Source organism: Streptomyces novaecaesareae (genome assembly GCF_000716875.1).
GTDB classification, from domain to species: domain Bacteria; phylum Actinomycetota; class Actinomycetes; order Streptomycetales; family Streptomycetaceae; genus Kitasatospora; species Kitasatospora novaecaesareae.
Genome location: NZ_JNWQ01000010.1, coordinates 71,578 through 85,952, shown reverse-complemented (window position 1 = coordinate 85,952; position 14,375 = coordinate 71,578). Strand labels below are relative to the sequence as shown.

The window sequence follows — 14,375 nt, the reverse complement described above, 5'->3', positions numbered from 1 at the left end:
GCCCGCAAGGGCGCGGAGGTGGCCACCGCAGGTGCCGCCCGAGTCCGAACTGCCCTGCGCTCCGCAATAACCGCCAGTCGGCCTGCACACATCGCAGCCTGAGACACGCTCTCCCACCAGCCCGAAGGGGCACCGGCGGGACAGGGCCCTCTCGCTTCGGGCAGGTGTCTCGCCCTGCTCCATCAACGCCGCGCGCCGCCTGGCCGGGCGGCGCGCGGCGAGGGCTGGGGTGGACACCCGCCGGAAGGCGGGTGGGGGGTGGATGGTGGGGAACGGCGGTGGACCGGCTCAACGAAGCAGATCCCGCGCGGGTGTTCACCCTGCGGCGGGCGAAGCGCAGGCGCGGAAACGCCACTGCCGCGCGAACCCCGGGGGGTTCGCGCGGCAGCGGAACAACGATCGACCAGCGACCTCAGACGTTGAAGCCCAGCGCCCGGAGCTGCTCGCGGCCGTCGTCGGTGATCTTGTCGGGGCCCCACGGCGGCATCCAGACCCAGTTGATGCGCAGGTCCTTCACCAGGCCGTCGGTGGCGGTCTTGGCCTGGTCCTCGATGACGTCGGTCAGCGGGCAGGCCGCCGAGGTGAGCGTCATGTCGATGGTGGCCACGTCGGTCTCGTCGATGTGGATGCCGTAGATCAGGCCCAGGTTGACGACGTCGATGCCCAGTTCGGGGTCGACGACGTCCATCAGGGCCTCGGTCAGGTCCTCCACCGAGACGGTGCCGGCCGTGGTGCCGACGATGATGCCGGTCTGTTCCTCCGCAGCGGAGGGGGTTTCGTCACTCATGGTCTGTCCTCCCCTGCGGGGTCAGTCGTTCACGGCGGGGTGCTTGGCGAGCGCCTGGGCGGTGGCGTCCTTCCAGGCCATCCAGCTGAGCAGGGCGCACTTGACCCGGGCCGGGTACTTGGAGACGCCGGCGAACGCGACCGCGTCCTCCAGCACCTCCTCGTCGCCCTCGCCCTGGCCCTTGCTCTGCATCAGCTCCAGGAAGGCTTCCTGGACGGCCTGCGCCTCGCCGACGGTCTTGCCGACCACCAGGTCGTTGAGCACCGAGGCGCTCGCCTGGCTGATCGAACAGCCCTGGGACTCGTACGAGACGTCGGCGACGGTCACGCCGTCGAGCCTCACCCGCAGGGTGATCTCGTCGCCGCACGTCGGGTTGACGTGGTGCACTTCGGCGTCGCCGTCCCGCAGCCCCTTGCCGTGGGGGTTGCGGTAGTGGTCCAGGATGATGTCCTGGTACATCGAGTCGAGCTTCATCGTGGTCCTGCCCCGTCCCGTCAGCCGAAGAAGTTCCGGACGTGGTGCAGGCCGTCGATCAGCGCGTCGACCTCGCCCGGCGTCGAGTACAGGTAGAACGACGCCCGCGTGGTCGCCGGAATTCCGTACCGCAGGCAGACCGGCCGCGCGCAGTGGTGGCCGACGCGCACGGCGATGCCCTGCTCGTCCAGCACCTGGCCCACGTCGTGCGGGTGGATGTCACCGAGGGTGAAGGAGATCGCGGCACCGCGGTCCACGGCCGTGCGCGGGCCGATGATCCGCAGGTCCGGCACCTCCAGCAGGCGCTCCACCGCGTACTCGGTGATCGCGTGCTCGTGCGCCGCGATCTTCTCCATGCCGATGCCCTGGAGGTAGTCGATGGCCGCGCCGAGCCCGACCGCCTGGGCGATCGGCGGGGTGCCGGCCTCGAACTTGTGCGGCGCCGGGGCGTAGGTGGACGAGCCCATGGTGACGGTCTCGATCATCTCGCCGCCGCCGAGGAACGGCGGGAGGTCCTCCAGCAGCTCCTGGCGGCCCCAGAGCACGCCGATGCCGGTCGGGCCGAGCATCTTGTGGCCGGTGAAGGCGACGAAGTCGGCCTCCAGCGCCTGCACGTCCATCACCATGTGCGGCGCGGCCTGCGAGGCGTCGATGACGACGAGCGCGCCGACCGACTGGGCCTTGCGGACGATCGTCTCGACCGGGTTGATCGTGCCGAGCAGGTTGGAGACCAGGGTGAAGGAGACCACCTTGGTCTTCTCGGTGATCAGCTCGTCGATGTTCGACAGGTCGAGCCGGCCCTCGTCGGTCAGCCCGAACCACTTCAGCTTCGCGCCGGTGCGCTGCGAGAGCAGCTGCCACGGGACGATGTTGGAGTGGTGCTCCATCTCCGTGATGACGATCTCGGAGTCGGCGTCGACCTTGTACGGCTCGTCGGCCCAGCCGAGCATGTTGGCGACGAGGTTGAGCGACTCGGAGGCGTTCTTGGTGAAGATCACCTCGTTGCGGCTCGGCGCGTTGACGAACGCCGCGACCTTGTCCCGGGCGCCCTCGTACAGCGCCGTGGCCTCCTCGGCGAGCACGTGCACGCCGCGGTGGACGTTGGCGTTGTGCCGCTCGTAGTACGCGTTCAGTGCTTCGAGCACCTGGCGCGGCTTCTGCGAGGTGGCCGCGTTGTCCAGGTAGACCAGCGGCTTCTCGTCGTGCAGCAGCCGCTGCAGGACCGGGAAGTCCTTGCGGATCGCATCGGTGTCGAGCAGGCCCGACAGCGGGGTATGGGTCACTCGGACGCGCCGCCCTTCACGTACGACTCGTAGCCCTCTTCCTCCAGCTTGTCGGCCAGCTCGGCACCGCCGGACTCGACGATGCGGCCGCCCGCGAAGACGTGGACGTAGTCGGGCTTGATGTACCGCAGGATGCGGGTGTAGTGGGTCACCAGCAGGGTGCCGACCTCGCCGGTCGAGCGGACCCGGTTGATGCCCTCGGAGACGATCCGCAGCGCGTCGACGTCCAGGCCGGAGTCGGTCTCGTCGAGGATCGCGATCTTCGGCTTGAGGAGCTCCAGCTGGAGGATCTCGTGGCGCTTCTTCTCGCCACCGGAGAAGCCCTCGTTGACGTTGCGCTCGGCGAAGGCCGGGTCCATCTGGAGGGCGGCCATCGCCTCCTTGACCTCCTTCACCCACAGCCGCAGCTTGGGGGCCTCGCCGCGGACGGCGGTGGCGGCGGTGCGCAGGAAGTTGCTGACCGAGACACCGGGAACCTCGACCGGGTACTGCATGGCCAGGAAGACACCGGCCTTGGCCCGCTCGTCGACGGACATCTCCAGGACGTCCTCGCCGTCCAGCAGCACCGAGCCACCGGTGACGGTGTACTTGGGGTGGCCGGCCAGGGAGTAGGCCAGGGTGGACTTGCCGGAGCCGTTCGGACCCATGATGGCGTGGGTCTCGCCCTGCTTCACGGTCAGGTCGACGCCCTTCAGGATCTCGCGCGGGCCGTTCTCGGCCTCGACGGAGACGTGCAGGTCGCGGATTTCAAGGGTTGCCATGTGTACTCAGGACTCCTGGTTGACGGAGACGAGCACATCGTCCCCTTCGATCTTTACGGGGTAGACAGCGACCGGCTTGGTGGCGGGCAGGCCGGAGGGCTTGCCGGTGCGCAGGTCGAAGCTGGAGCCGTGCAGCCAGCACTCGATCATGCAGTCCTCGACCTCGCCTTCGGAGAGTGCGACGTTCGCGTGCGAGCAGATGTCGTTGATCGCGAACACCCCCTCGTCGGTGCGGACGACGGAGACCGGCACGCCGTTGAGGTCCACGCGCTTGGGAACGTCCTCCTGGAGGTCGCTCAGCGCGCAGGCACGGAGGAAGGTCATCGCGTTCAGACCGCCGATTCCAGCTCGGCGTCGATCTTCTCCATGAGCTGCTCCTGGACCTCGGGCACGCCGATCTGCTGGAGCAGTTCGGCGAAGAAGCCGCGCACCACCAGGCGGCGGGCCTCGTCCGCCGGGATGCCGCGGGCCTGCAGGTAGAACAGCTGCTCGTCGTCGAAGCGGCCGGTCGCCGAGGCGTGGCCGGCGCCGACGATCTCGCCGGTCTCGATCTCCAGGTTCGGGATCGAGTCGACCCGGGCGCCGTCGGTGAGCACCAGGTTCCGGTTGAGCTCGTAGGTGTCGGTGCCGAGGGCGGCGGCACGGATCAGCACGTCGCCGACCCAGACCGCGTGCGCGTCCTGGCCCTGCAGCGCGCCCTTGTACGCCACGTTCGACCGGCAGTGCGGCGTGTCGTGGTCGATGATCAGGCGGTGCTCCAGGTGCTGGCCGGCGTCGGCGAAGTAGAGGCCGAACAGGTCGGCCTCGCCGCCGGGGCCCGCGTAGTTGACCCGCGGGTGCAGCCGGACCAGGTCGCCGCCGAAGGTGACCACCACGGACTTGAAGGAGGCGTCCCGGCCGACCAGCGCGTTGTGCTGGGCGACGTGGACGGCGTCGCGGTCCCAGTCCTGGACGGAGACGAAGGTGAGCTTGGCGCCGTCGCCGACCAGCAGCTCGACGTTGGCGGCCCGGGTGCCGCTGCCGGTGTGGTTGAGCACCACGACGGCCTCGGCGAACGGCTTGACGTCGATCACCACGTGGGCGAAGCGGACGCCGCCCTCGCCCCGCACGTCGATCTTGACCGGCTCGGCCAGCACCGTCTCCTTGGGGACGGTGACGACGAGAGCCTGCTCGAAGGCGCTGAAGGCCTGCGCGGCGACCCGGTCGACCGGCGTGCCGGCCTTGCCCAGGCGGGCGTCGTCGCGGCCGACGGTCTCGGCGGTGACGCCGTCCGGCAGCGTGAACTCGACCTTGTCCTCACCGCGCTCGCCCGCGGCGGCGGTGCCGTCGTGCAGCCCGCCGAGGCGGTGCAGCGGGGTGAACCGCCAGTCCTCCTCGCGGCCGGTGGGAACCGGGAAGTCGTTCACGTCGAAGGACGGCTTGACCGCGACGCGCGCGTCGATCGGCTGCTGGACCGAGGTCCGGCCGGTGCCGGGGCCGGCGAGCTGCGCGCCCGCGCCGGCCGTACCGACCTCGATCGACCCGGCGGTGGTGGAGCCGGTGGTGTTCTGAACGTCAGCCATGGCTGTTCGTAGTGCTCTCTTCCTCGAAATCAGTGGATGGCGGGTGCTCGGCCGGGCGTCAGCCGACCGCGCCCTCCATCTGCAGCTCGATCAGCCGGTTGAGCTCCAGCGCGTACTCCATCGGCAGCTCGCGCGCGATCGGCTCGACGAAGCCCCGGACGATCATCGCCATGGCCTCGGTCTCGGTCAGGCCGCGGCTCATCAGGTAGAACAGCTGGTCCTCGCTGACCTTGGAGACGGTCGCCTCGTGGCCCATGGACACGTCGTCCTCGCGGACGTCCACGTAGGGGTAGGTGTCCGAGCGGGAGATGGTGTCGACCAGCAGCGCGTCGCACAGCACGTTGGACTTGGCACCGTGCGAGCCCTCGCCGATCTCGATCAGACCGCGGTAGGAGGTCCGGCCGCCGCCGCGCGCCACCGACTTGGAGACGATGTGCGAGGAGGTGTTCGGCGCCATGTGCACCATCTTGGCGCCGGCGTCCTGGTGCTGGCCCTCGCCCGCGAAGGCGATCGACAGGGTCTCGCCCTTGGCGTGCTCGCCCATCAGGTAGACGGCCGGGTACTTCATGGTGACCTTGGAGCCGATGTTGCCGTCGATCCACTCCATGGTCGCGCCCTCGTACGCCACGGCGCGCTTGGTGACCAGGTTGTAGACGTTGTTCGACCAGTTCTGGATGGTCGTGTAGCGGCAGCGGCCGCCCTTCTTGACGATGATCTCCACGACCGCCGAGTGCAGCGAGTCGGAGGAGTAGATCGGCGCGGTGCAGCCCTCGACGTAGTGGACGTAGGCGTCCTCGTCGACGATGATCAGCGTCCGCTCGAACTGGCCCATGTTCTCGGTGTTGATCCGGAAGTAGGCCTGCAGCGGGATGTCGACGTGCACGCCCTTCGGCACGTAGATGAACGATCCGCCGGACCACACCGCCGTGTTCAGCGCGGCGAACTTGTTGTCGCCGGCCGGGATGACGGTGCCGAAGTACTCCTTGAAGATCTCCGGGTGCTCGCGCAGCGCGGTGTCGGTGTCCAGGAAGATGACGCCCTGCTCCTCCAGGTCCTCGCGGATCTGGTGGTAGACGACCTCGGACTCGTACTGGGCGGCGACACCGGCGACGAGGCGCTGCTTCTCCGCCTCCGGGATGCCCAGCTTGTCGTAGGTGGCCTTGATGTCGGCCGGCAGGTCCTCCCAGGACTCCGCCTGCTTCTCGGTGGAGCGGACGAAGTACTTGATGTTGTCGAAGTCGATGCCGGAGAGGTCGGAGCCCCAGGTCGGCATGGGCTTCTTGCCGAACAGCTTCAGGCCCTTGAGCCGCAGGTTCAGCATCCACTCGGACTCGCTCTTCTTCGCCGAGATGTCGCGGACGACGTCCTCGCTGAGCCCGCGCTTGGCCACGGCGCCGGCGGCGTCCGGGTCGGCCCAGCCGTACTCGTAGTTGCCGAGGCCTTCGAGCTCGGGGTGCGAAACGGTGTCAGTCATGCGAGCTTCCTAACGCGCGGACGCTGAATCATCGGTGGACGTACCGGCAGTCGGCACTGCATCGGAGTCCCGGCCCGCGGCACGGCGGGCGGACGACGATGCGGCACCGGGTGCCGGCACATAGGTGGTGCAGACCCCGTCGCCGTGGGCGATGGTGGCCAGCCGTTGCACATGGGTGCCCAGGATCCGCGAGAAGACCTCGGTCTCCGCCTCGCAGAGCTGCGGGAACTGCTCGGCGATGTGCGCGACCGGGCAGTGGTGCTGGCAGAGCTGGGCGCCCGCCGGGGCCTTGGCCGCGGCCGACGGGACACGCCGCACCGTGGCAGCGTACCCGTCCGCACTCAGCGCCTCGGCGAGAGCCTCGGTGCGCTCGTCCTCCCCGGCCTGGCGCAGGGCTTCCAGGTACTTTTCGCCCTGCTTGCCGAAGCGGGCCCGGGCGAAGGCGGCGACCGCCTCCTCGCCCGCCTTGCCGCCGCCCACCGAGTCCGAGATCCAGCGCAGCGCGTCGGCCGCGAGCTGGTCGTAGGCCTGGTAGAAGGCGTCCCGCCCGCCGTCGGTGAGGGCGAACACCTTGGCCGGACGACCCCGGCCACGGCTGCCGTAGACCCGCTGTTCGCGGGACTCGACCAGACCGGCGGCGGCCAGTCCGTCGAGGTGGCGGCGGACGGCGGCGGCGGTGAGGCCGAGCCGGCTCGCCAGGTCGGCGGCGGAGGAGGGGCCGTGGTCGAGGATCGACCGGGCGACCCGGTCCCGGGTGGCGCGGTGGCCCTCCAGCAGCACCTCGGCCGCCGTCACGGGCACGTCACAGCCGGGGGCCGACTCGGCCTCCTGCTGCGTGGCGTGCTCGCGCATGTTTTTCACAACACCAGTGTTGCGTAATTACTTCCGTCGGGACAAGCCGTGATCCAGGCCTCACCGGTGGCATCGATCACGCAGGTAAGCCTTACCTGGCCTGGGAAAACGATCACCGAGGCCGCCGTCCGGCCTGCGTGTGAGCGCCTCTTAGACTCGCCGGTATGAATCCCGTACCCGCGGTCCAGATCGCCGGACTGGTCAAGCGCTACGGCACTGCGCCCAAGAACCGCGTGGTCGCGGTGGACGGCCTCGACCTCACCATCGCGGCCGGCGCGATCACCGCCGTCCTCGGCCCCAACGGCGCCGGCAAGACCACCACCATCGAGACCTGCGAGGGCTACCGCCGCCCCGACGCCGGCACCGTCCGCGTCCTCGGTCTCGACCCGGTCACCCAGAGCGCCGCCCTGCGCCCCCGGATCGGCGTCATGCTGCAGTCCGGCGGCGTGTACGCGGGCGCCCGCGCGGTCGAGATGCTGCGGCACACCGCCAAGCTGCACGCCCACCCGCTGGACGTGGACGCCCTGGTCGAACGCCTCGGCCTCGGCTCCTGCGGCCGGACCACCTACCGGCGGCTGTCCGGCGGCCAGCAGCAGCGGCTCGCCCTGGCCATGGCCGTGGTCGGCCGCCCCGAGCTGGTCTTCCTGGACGAGCCCACCGCCGGCCTCGACCCCCAGGCCCGCCGCGCCACCTGGGACCTGGTCCGCGACCTGCGCCGGGACGGCGTCACCGTGGTCGTCACCACCCACCACATGGACGAGGCCGAGCAGCTCGCCGACCGCGTCGCCATCGTGGACCGCGGCAAGGTGATCACCGAAGGCACCACCGAGGAGCTGTGCCGCGGCGGCGCCGAGGACTCCCTGCGCTTCGACGGCCCGCCCGGCCTGGACCTCGGCCCGCTGGTCAAGGAACTGCCCGAGGGCGCCACCGCCGTCGAGACCACCCCCGGCAGCTACCGCGTCGAGGCACCGGTGGACCCGAAACTTCTGGCCACCGTCACCGGCTGGTGCGCGGCCGCCGGCGTCCTGCCCGAACGGCTGTCCGTCCAACGCCGCAGCCTCGAAGACGTCTTCCTCGACCTGACCGGACGGGAGCTCCGCTCGTGACCTCGTACGCACCGAAGCCCGGTGCCGCCCCCGTCGGCCGGATGCTGCTCGCCCAGACCGCCTTCGAGACCCGGATGCTGCTGCGCAACGGTGAGCAGCTGCTGCTCACCGTGGTCATCCCGACCGTGCTGCTGGTGCTGTTCTCCGCCGTGGACATCGTCGCGGTCGAGGGCCCCGGCAAGCGGGTCGACTTCCTGGCCCCCGGCCTGCTCGCGCTGGCCGTGATGTCCACCGCCTTCACCGGGCAGGCCATCGCCACCGGCTTCGAACGCCGCTACGGCGTGCTGAAGCGGCTCGGCGCCAGCCCGCTGCCGCGCTGGGCGCTGCTGACCGCCAAGACCGGCTGCGTCCTGGTGACGGAGGCGCTGCAGGTCGCGCTGCTGTCGGTGATCGCGCTGGCGCTGGGCTGGTCCCCGCTGGGCAACCCGTTGTCGGTGGTCGCGCTGCTAGTCCTCGGCACCGCCGCCTTCTCCGGGCTCGGCCTGCTGATGGCCGGCACCCTGAAGGCCGAGGCCACGCTGGCCGCCGCCAACCTGGTCTTCATCCTGCTGCTGCTCGCCGGCGGGGTGATCGTGCCGCTGAGCAAGTTCCCCGGCGCCGTACGGTCACTGCTGGAGCTGCTGCCGATCTCGGCGCTCTCGGACGGCCTGCGCTCGGTGCTGCAGAGCGGCGCCGGAGTGCCCTGGGCGGACCTCGGGATCCTGGCCGGCTGGGCCGTGCTGGGCCTGGCCGCGGCCGCCCGCTTCTTCCGCTGGGAGTGACCGGCGACGCACGAACGCACAACGCCCCCCGGCCAGTTGAGGCCGGGGGGCGTTGCGGTGTTCAGCTCACGGCACGTCAGCTCTGGCTGCCGCCACGGCGCTTGCGGGCGAGCAGGACGAGCGCGCCGCCGACCAGCAGCACGCCGCCGCCGGCCGCCGCGATCACCGGGGTCGCGTCGCTGCTACCGGTCTGGGCGAGCGCCGGTCCGCTGGTGCTGGGCGCCGGGGCGGGGGTGCTCGGGGCGGGCGGGGTCGACGGGCTCACGGTCGGCGGCGTGGTCGGGGTCGGCGTGGGGGTCGGGGTCTTCGTCGGCGTCACGGTCGGCGTCGGGGTGGGCGTCGGGGTCTTGGTGGGGGTGGGCGTCGGGGTCGGAGTCGGCGTGTGGCACGGCTCGATGGTCTTGGTCTCGTTGATGTTCCAGCCCTTGTCGTTCGGGTTCTCCGTGGTGGAAACCACCAGGTTCGCCTTGATCGGGGCAGTGTGGTCCTTCACCGGGAAGGTGCCGTGGAACTCCGCGGGGAAGGTCTTGGCGTCCAGGACCTTCTCGCCGTCGATGGTGAGGCTGACGGTGTTCTTCACGTCGGCCTTGGGGCTGTAGTTGATCAGGTCGACCACGATCTTGTCGCAGGTCACCGACCACGTCGGCACGTGCGCCGAGGCGTCGGTGGCCAGCGCCAAGGGAAGTAGAAAACCGGCCGCCGCCGTACCGGCAAGTGCCGCCGCGCCGATCCCGATGTGCCGCTGCTGTCGCGCCATTACCCTGTTCCCCTCCGAACGGTCTTGCGCAGCAGGCGTGTTGATTGGATCGCGGTGGCCCGCCACGAGCTGTCCGAGGGACTCTACCGGCACTCCCGCATCCCGCCACACCCCGCCGTACGACCGGATTTCGTCTGTCCGCCCGTTCTCCGATGTGCATGACCAGCCCATCACAGTCACCACCTCGCAGAATGCGGATTCGGCGGACTTGAATGAACTTCGTCACCTTTCAGACAGAACGGCGCTCCCGGCGATCAGGTTCAATCACCCGGGGGCGTCGCTTCGATCAGCCGACGAACATTCGGGCTTTTCGGCCCCTATCAGGCCTTCTTGGCCGCCTTGCGCCGCGCGGCCACCACGATCGGGCCACCGGCGGCGATCACCACGGCACCGCCGACCGCCAGCGGCAGCACGGGCCGTAGACGCCGTCGCCCTTCATCACCTGGGTGTTCTGACCGGTGATCTTGCCGGCCACGACCAGCGCGTTCTTGCCGGGCAGCGAGTCGACCTCGGCGGCGGTCAGCTCCTGGCCGACGGAGAAGCCGCCGGTGAAGTCGGCGTTGCCGCCGACCGCGACGGCGCCCTCGGCATCGGGGGTGTGGGTGTCATCGGCCTCGATGAACTCGCCGTAGAGGTTGGTGACCCCGAGGCTGCGGCACTCCTGGTCGGCGCCGACGGCCTGGGCGGCCGCCGCGAGGAGGCCGGCCAGTCCGCTTTGGTCCCCGGTCACCGCACCCCGCGCCCCGCCCCAAGATCGCCCGTAAGGCCGCCTACGATGGAGCGCGTGCTGAACCCCTTCTCCCTGCTCGCCGAGCGCTGGCAGCCCTCCGCCGCGATGGTCCGGCGCGCCACGTTCGCCGCGCTGGTGATGAGCGTGGTGATCGTCGTCACCGGCGGCGCCGTCCGGCTCACCGCCTCCGGCCTCGGCTGTACGACGTGGCCCCGCTGCACCGCCGAGAGCCTGACGCCCACCGCCGAGATGGGCTTCCACGGCGTCGTCGAGTTCACCAACCGGATGCTCACCTACGTGCTGAGCGCGGCGGTCGGCTGGGCCATCCTCGCCGCCCGCTGCCACCGCCCCTGGCGGCGGAGCCTGACGAAGCTCGGCTGGGCGCAGTTCTGGCTGGTGATGAGCAATGCAGTGCTCGGCGGCATCACCGTGCTGACCGGCCTCAACCCGTACACCGTGGCGCTGCACATGATCGCCGCGATGGCGCTGGTCTGGGTCGCCCTCCTGATGTGGGAACGGTCGAAGGAAGGGGACGGCGCCCCCAAGCTCCACGTGGCCCGCCCCATCCACCAGCTCTCGTACGTCCTGGTCACCGTGATCGGCCTGCTCGTCACGGCCGGCACCCTGGTCACCGGCGCCGGCCACCACCCGGGCACGCCGAGGGACAACAAGATCGTCCCCCGCATCCCGCTGGACTACGACCGCCTCGCCCAGTTCCACGCCGACTTCGCGTTCATCTCGGTCGGCCTGACCATCGCGATGATCTTCGTCTTCGCCGCCGTCAAGGCCCCCCAGCCCGCCAAGGCCCGCACCAAGGAACTGCTCGCGGTACTGCTCCTCCAGGGTGTACTCGGCTTCATCCAGTACTTCACGGATGCCCCCGAGCTCATGGTCGGCCTCCACATGCTCGGCGCCACCCTCACCTGGATCGCCGCCCTCCGCATTCCGCTGGCCCTCCGCACCCGCGAGGCCGAAGAGGTCGCCGACCAGCTGCCCGCACAGACCCCACAAGCTGCCACCGTCTGAGCACAACCTCGACGCACTGTGCAGGCTCCCATCCCCTCGGATGGGAGCCTGCACGGTATCCCGGACCAGGCATTCCCGAGTCCGAGAGCGATCATGTTGATTGCTGCTGCCATCGATCACTTGGCGACAAACCCTCGGGTCAGGACGCTTCCTCCTGCCCCACGATCCCGCCCGACCCAGCACGTGCTACGCAGTGCGCGCCCGCTTCGCTCACGCAGATCATCAGTCTTGGCCGAGGTTCCCGAACAGCGTGCTATGAGGCCACTGCGGCCTCGGCAGTCCCAGTTCCTGCAGGTAGCCGATCCGCGCGTTTATGGCGGCAGAAAAGTGCCTCCAGTCCAGACTGACAACCGGCTCATTCGGCTTCGGGTCAGTCGCGGACGACGTGACGTAGCAGACCGCGTCGTAGAGCTGCTCGGCCATCAACCGCTGGCAGAAGATACCGAACCGCTCCTGGTAGGACTTGCCGTGCCAGACGCCCTCGACTGGGAGAGCCCCATCAGCCGGCTTCACGGGCCGCCTCGACCCTTCCTCGTCCTGCATGATGAAGAAATAGCCGAGCCAGGGCTTCTCCCCGGGGTAGAGGTCGGCCAGCGCCGCCCTTCGAAGGTCGACGGCGCTGCCGAGGGCCTCCTCGACCCGGTTGTTGTAGTTGTTGCCGAAAGACGGCCCGCCCAGGGCCTTCATCTCGAAGGCAGCCACCAGCGTGTTCTCATAGGCGACGACGACGTCCCACTGCTTCTGAGGCCTGTAGTAACCGGGAAGCTCCAGACGCTGGGACTTGGCGATCCGAATGCTCTCGCGCGGGTAGCCCGCTTCGAGGAAGAACTTCGCCAAGAGGGTCGCGATGGAATCGAAGTGCTTACCACCTCTGACGGAACCCGCCGTGCCGGCGCCAACTGCGGCCTTGATCGCCGACTGTTCGTTCTGGGCCTGTTTGACACCCCAGTACGCCGCGACGGCGTCCTCGAAGTCCTGGCGGCTGACCGTCAAGATCGGTTCCTCCTAATCGGGAAGCTCGGTAAGCCCGTAGACGCGCAGTGCTGCCTCGGTGGCCGCATTCACGTCCCGCTTGTCGAAGGCGTCTGCCAAGGCGGTACGGTCCTCATCGGCGATGGCCACCGGGTCTGGCACACGGATCTTGCGGAGGTACTGCGCTTGGAAGCGGAGCGTTCCCCCACGCATCTTGACCGCGTATGCCTCCACGAACGCCTCAGCTACCTTGGAGAGGAGCAGGCCACCGAGCACGCGCATGTCCCAGACGTCCGAGACGATGAAGTACAGGTTGTGGTGAGGGTACAACTTCCCTTCGTCGAGCACCGGATGGATCGTCAGTTTCATGTCCGGGAAGAAGAGCTTGGACCGGCTCGTCAGTCTGTGGTCGACCTTGTCGATCGTCTTGTACCAACGGTCGGGCTGCTTGACTGCGACATACCTCTTACGAAGAGCGCCACTGTGTTGGCGAAAGTAAGCGCCGAGTTTCGGATAGGCAGCAAGGTCAACGAGTTCGCCCTGGGAGTTCCACGGATTGACCAGGCAGGACCCGCTCCAGTCGATGGAGCCGCTGGTGGTGTCTCGAACCATGGCCAGAGGCAGGAGCCGGTCCGGCTCAACCAGTTCAGGATCATCAGTAATGAAGACCTTGTCCGCACCGGTCGCGATACCGATGCCGACGCGTGTCCCCGTGCTCTTGTCCTCTAGCAGCCGAAACCGGTCGCTGAGGTCTTCAAGAACCGCGAGCCTGGCAGGTGAGGCCGCTGGCCAGGAGTCCTCATCAGGGAACCAATGCGGCAGAGGGGCCGCCTGAAAGGAGGCCGTGGCGATCGGCTTCCGCCCCTCGGCCTCGTACCAGGCGAGGAAGTCACGGGCCTCCGGCTCCCCGAACGCGCGGGTCGCATCGGCGGCAACCGCGCCACCCTGTGCCTGTCGGGAAATGATCGTGACAGCGGGGTACGCCGAAACCTGCTCCTGGAAGGCGTCCACGTCGTGCATCACCAGCGTCAGATCCATACTGAACTGCCTGGTCACCAGCTGGCGGAGCTTACGGCCGTACTGGTTCCTCATCCAACGGTCTGCGCAGATGAAGCCGAGCCGGCCCCCTGGCTGCAGGCTCCGGAGCGCCACCTCGTAGAAGCCGATATAGATATCGGCGCGGCCTCCCATCGTGGGGCAGGCTCTGCGGTAAGCGTCCATCCGGTCGTCGGGGACATCCTCCAGCCTGATGTAGGGGGGATTGCCGACGACGAAGTCCGCACGGTGCTCGGCGTCAGCCTGGAGAAGATAGTCGCCCTGCTTCACCCAGTACGAGGCAACCTTCCGCGCCTCACGCCGCTCCCAGCCATCATCGTGGAGCCGTTGCTCGATGACTCCACGGCTCTCGGCCACGTTGCGCCCGAGCAGGTCGAACGCCTGGACGGCGTTCGCCGCGTCGGTGATCGGACGACCGTGGGCTCGACATGAGGCGCTGATCCGTGAAGCGATCACGCCGAGGAACGCTCCTGCACCACAAGCAGGCTCGACGACCTTCAGCTGCGCGAGGTCCTTGTCCGGCGTGTAGCCGAGCAGATCGAGGATGAGCTCGACGACCCAAGGGCGGGTGAAGACCTCGCCATGCTCGACGGCTTCCGCGGGAACCTCAGGCAACGCCTGCTTGTCGATGTCAAAGAGCGCCAGAGTTGCCACGACTCGACCCTACAGCGGACACCTCGGCGACCGCCCCAGGCCTGACCACGATCAATTGACATCGAGTATTGAAGACGTCACTCCTTGTGCTTGCCGCCCCGAACCAAGGCCACCTACCTC

The 14,375-nt window shown here is 69.0% G+C and carries 15 protein-coding genes; 3 read left to right on the top strand and 12 right to left on the bottom strand.

Going from position 1 to position 14,375, the window contains the following annotated elements; all coding sequences use genetic code 11:
- Nucleotides 1-412 precede the first annotated feature (412 nt).
- From OP86_RS06000 to OP86_RS05965, 8 genes are read right to left on the bottom strand one after another with little or no spacing between them, the layout of a single operon-like run.
- Entirely contained in the window at nt 413-787 is a 375-nt protein-coding gene (locus OP86_RS06000) for a metal-sulfur cluster assembly factor (RefSeq protein ID WP_078588519.1), read from the bottom strand.
- Nucleotides 788-808: 21 nt separating this feature from the next.
- Nucleotides 809-1,261: a Fe-S cluster assembly sulfur transfer protein SufU gene (gene sufU, locus OP86_RS05995; protein WP_030055935.1), complete on the bottom strand. Its 453-nt coding sequence runs from the start codon at nt 1,259-1,261 to the stop codon at nt 809-811.
- A 20-nt stretch (nt 1,262-1,281) separates the two neighbouring features.
- The gene (locus OP86_RS05990; protein WP_030055936.1) at nt 1,282-2,544 is read right to left on the bottom strand and encodes a cysteine desulfurase; all 1,263 of its coding nucleotides are present in this window, start codon (nt 2,542-2,544) and stop codon (nt 1,282-1,284) included.
- A complete protein-coding gene (gene sufC / locus OP86_RS05985) occupies nt 2,541-3,305 on the bottom strand; it encodes a Fe-S cluster assembly ATPase SufC (RefSeq protein ID WP_030055937.1) in 765 nt (254 codons plus the stop codon). Before sufC ends, OP86_RS05990 begins: the two co-directional genes overlap by 4 nt.
- Nucleotides 3,306-3,311: 6 nt before the next feature.
- Nucleotides 3,312-3,629 (bottom strand): non-heme iron oxygenase ferredoxin subunit, encoded by a 318-nt coding sequence (locus tag OP86_RS05980; RefSeq protein ID WP_030055938.1) that lies wholly within the window; start codon nt 3,627-3,629, stop codon nt 3,312-3,314.
- Nucleotides 3,630-3,634: 5 nt separating this feature from the next.
- Nucleotides 3,635-4,867 (bottom strand): Fe-S cluster assembly protein SufD, encoded by a 1,233-nt coding sequence (gene sufD, locus OP86_RS05975; RefSeq protein ID WP_030055939.1) that lies wholly within the window; start codon nt 4,865-4,867, stop codon nt 3,635-3,637.
- A 58-nt stretch (nt 4,868-4,925) separates the two neighbouring features.
- Entirely contained in the window at nt 4,926-6,341 is a 1,416-nt protein-coding gene (gene sufB / locus OP86_RS05970; protein ID WP_030055940.1) for a Fe-S cluster assembly protein SufB, read from the bottom strand.
- Nucleotides 6,342-6,350: 9 nt separating this feature from the next.
- Nucleotides 6,351-7,193: a helix-turn-helix transcriptional regulator gene (locus OP86_RS05965; RefSeq protein ID WP_106973338.1), complete on the bottom strand. Its 843-nt coding sequence runs from the start codon at nt 7,191-7,193 to the stop codon at nt 6,351-6,353.
- Between the two features lie 164 nt (nt 7,194-7,357).
- Between OP86_RS05965 and OP86_RS05960 the strand changes: the two genes are divergently transcribed.
- Nucleotides 7,358-8,299: an ABC transporter ATP-binding protein gene (locus OP86_RS05960; protein WP_030256080.1), complete on the top strand. Its 942-nt coding sequence runs from the start codon at nt 7,358-7,360 to the stop codon at nt 8,297-8,299.
- A 41-nt stretch (nt 8,300-8,340) separates the two neighbouring features.
- Nucleotides 8,341-9,060 (top strand): ABC transporter permease, encoded by a 720-nt coding sequence (locus tag OP86_RS05955; RefSeq protein WP_051829737.1) that lies wholly within the window; start codon nt 8,341-8,343, stop codon nt 9,058-9,060.
- A 76-nt stretch (nt 9,061-9,136) separates the two neighbouring features.
- Here OP86_RS05955 and OP86_RS05950 read toward each other — a convergent pair whose 3' ends face one another.
- Together OP86_RS05950 and OP86_RS05945 are read right to left on the bottom strand one after the other, a co-directional pair.
- The gene (locus tag OP86_RS05950) at nt 9,137-9,817 is read right to left on the bottom strand and encodes an LAETG motif-containing sortase-dependent surface protein (protein WP_157849671.1); all 681 of its coding nucleotides are present in this window, start codon (nt 9,815-9,817) and stop codon (nt 9,137-9,139) included.
- A 379-nt stretch (nt 9,818-10,196) separates the two neighbouring features.
- Nucleotides 10,197-10,547, bottom strand: coding sequence for a collagen-binding domain-containing protein (locus OP86_RS05945; RefSeq protein WP_030055947.1), 351 nt, complete (start codon nt 10,545-10,547; stop codon nt 10,197-10,199).
- A 45-nt stretch (nt 10,548-10,592) separates the two neighbouring features.
- On the opposite strand from OP86_RS05945, the gene OP86_RS05940 reads away from it, so the two are divergent.
- On the top strand, nt 10,593-11,573 hold the full coding sequence (locus OP86_RS05940) for a COX15/CtaA family protein (protein ID WP_030055948.1): 981 nt from the start codon (nt 10,593-10,595) through the stop codon (nt 11,571-11,573).
- Nucleotides 11,574-11,795: 222 nt separating this feature from the next.
- On the opposite strand, the gene OP86_RS05935 is transcribed toward OP86_RS05940, so the two are convergent.
- Nucleotides 11,796-12,566, bottom strand: a complete 771-nt coding sequence (locus tag OP86_RS05935) for a PaeR7I family type II restriction endonuclease (RefSeq protein ID WP_051829728.1) — start codon at nt 12,564-12,566, stop codon at nt 11,796-11,798.
- Between the two features lie 12 nt (nt 12,567-12,578).
- Entirely contained in the window at nt 12,579-14,255 is a 1,677-nt protein-coding gene (locus OP86_RS05930; RefSeq protein WP_078588517.1) for an Eco57I restriction-modification methylase domain-containing protein, read from the bottom strand.
- Nucleotides 14,256-14,375: the final 120 nt, after the last annotated feature.

Excerpts from the sequence above, each read along its gene's own strand:
- sufB (WP_030055940.1), bottom strand. The coding sequence starts at position 6,341 with ATGACTGACACCGTTTCGCACCCCGAGCTCGAAGGCCTCGGCAACTAC.
- sufD (WP_030055939.1), bottom strand. The coding sequence starts at position 4,867 with ATGGCTGACGTTCAGAACACCACCGGCTCCACCACCGCCGGGTCGATC.
- OP86_RS05955 (WP_051829737.1), top strand. The coding sequence starts at position 8,341 with ATGCTGCTCGCCCAGACCGCCTTCGAGACCCGGATGCTGCTGCGCAAC.
- OP86_RS05950 (WP_157849671.1), bottom strand. The coding sequence starts at position 9,817 with ATGGCGCGACAGCAGCGGCACATCGGGATCGGCGCGGCGGCACTTGCC.
- OP86_RS05965 (WP_106973338.1), bottom strand. The coding sequence starts at position 7,193 with ATGCGCGAGCACGCCACGCAGCAGGAGGCCGAGTCGGCCCCCGGCTGT.
- OP86_RS06000 (WP_078588519.1), bottom strand. The coding sequence starts at position 787 with ATGAGTGACGAAACCCCCTCCGCTGCGGAGGAACAGACCGGCATCATC.
- OP86_RS05960 (WP_030256080.1), top strand. The coding sequence starts at position 7,358 with ATGAATCCCGTACCCGCGGTCCAGATCGCCGGACTGGTCAAGCGCTAC.
- OP86_RS05980 (WP_030055938.1), bottom strand. The coding sequence starts at position 3,629 with ATGACCTTCCTCCGTGCCTGCGCGCTGAGCGACCTCCAGGAGGACGTT.
- sufC (WP_030055937.1), bottom strand. The coding sequence starts at position 3,305 with ATGGCAACCCTTGAAATCCGCGACCTGCACGTCTCCGTCGAGGCCGAG.
- OP86_RS05940 (WP_030055948.1), top strand. The coding sequence starts at position 10,593 with ATGGAGCGCGTGCTGAACCCCTTCTCCCTGCTCGCCGAGCGCTGGCAG.
- sufU (WP_030055935.1), bottom strand. The coding sequence starts at position 1,261 with ATGAAGCTCGACTCGATGTACCAGGACATCATCCTGGACCACTACCGC.